This window comes from Streptomyces sp. DH12 (assembly GCF_020873895.1).
Classification (GTDB): Bacteria; Actinomycetota; Actinomycetes; order Streptomycetales; family Streptomycetaceae; genus Streptomyces.
In genome coordinates this window covers 1-645 of record NZ_JAHWGT010000394.1, presented here as the reverse complement: position 1 = coordinate 645, position 645 = coordinate 1, and the positions used below count along the sequence as shown (strand labels likewise).

The window sequence follows — 645 nt, the reverse complement described above, 5'->3', positions numbered from 1 at the left end:
AGACCTACTCCGTTCCCTGCGCGACCATCCCATCGATTCCCGGCGACGTCGTCTCCGACATCACCACTGCCTACGACGGCCAAGCGGTCGGCGCCACGCCCACCACGGGGGAGATCACCGCCTCCTACCGGGTCGCCAGCTACGACGCGGTGAACAAGACCCCGGTCTACCAGAAAGTCTCCAGCGCCACCTACGACAAACTGGGCCGCCCCCTCACCGCGACCAACGCCCTCGACCAGACAGTCAGGACCACCTACGTCCCCGACGACGCCGGCTACGGCCCGCTGACGTTCAAGACCTCCACCGACCCCAAGCTCTACACCTCCACCACCGAGGTGGACCCGGCCTGGGGCACGGCCACCAAGACCACCGATGCCAACGGCAACACCACCGAGTGGGCCTTCGACGCCCTCGGCCGCCTGAAATCGGTGTGGAAGGCGGACCGCGCCCGCGGACTCGGCGACGCCGCCAGCATCGTCTACACCTACAGCGTCAACAACAACAAAGAGACCTGGGTCCGAACCGACGCACTCAAGGCCGACGGCAAGACCTACAACAGCTCCTACGAAATATTCGACGGCCTGTTGCGCTCCCGCCAGAAGCAGGTCCCCGCGCCAGGCGGCGGCCGGGTCATCTCCGAAACCC

At 66.5% G+C, this 645-nt stretch carries 1 pseudogene; it reads left to right on the top strand.

The window, feature by feature from the left end:
• Positions 1-645, top strand: a pseudogene (locus tag LPA54_RS34760) (hypothetical protein); the annotation flags it as partial.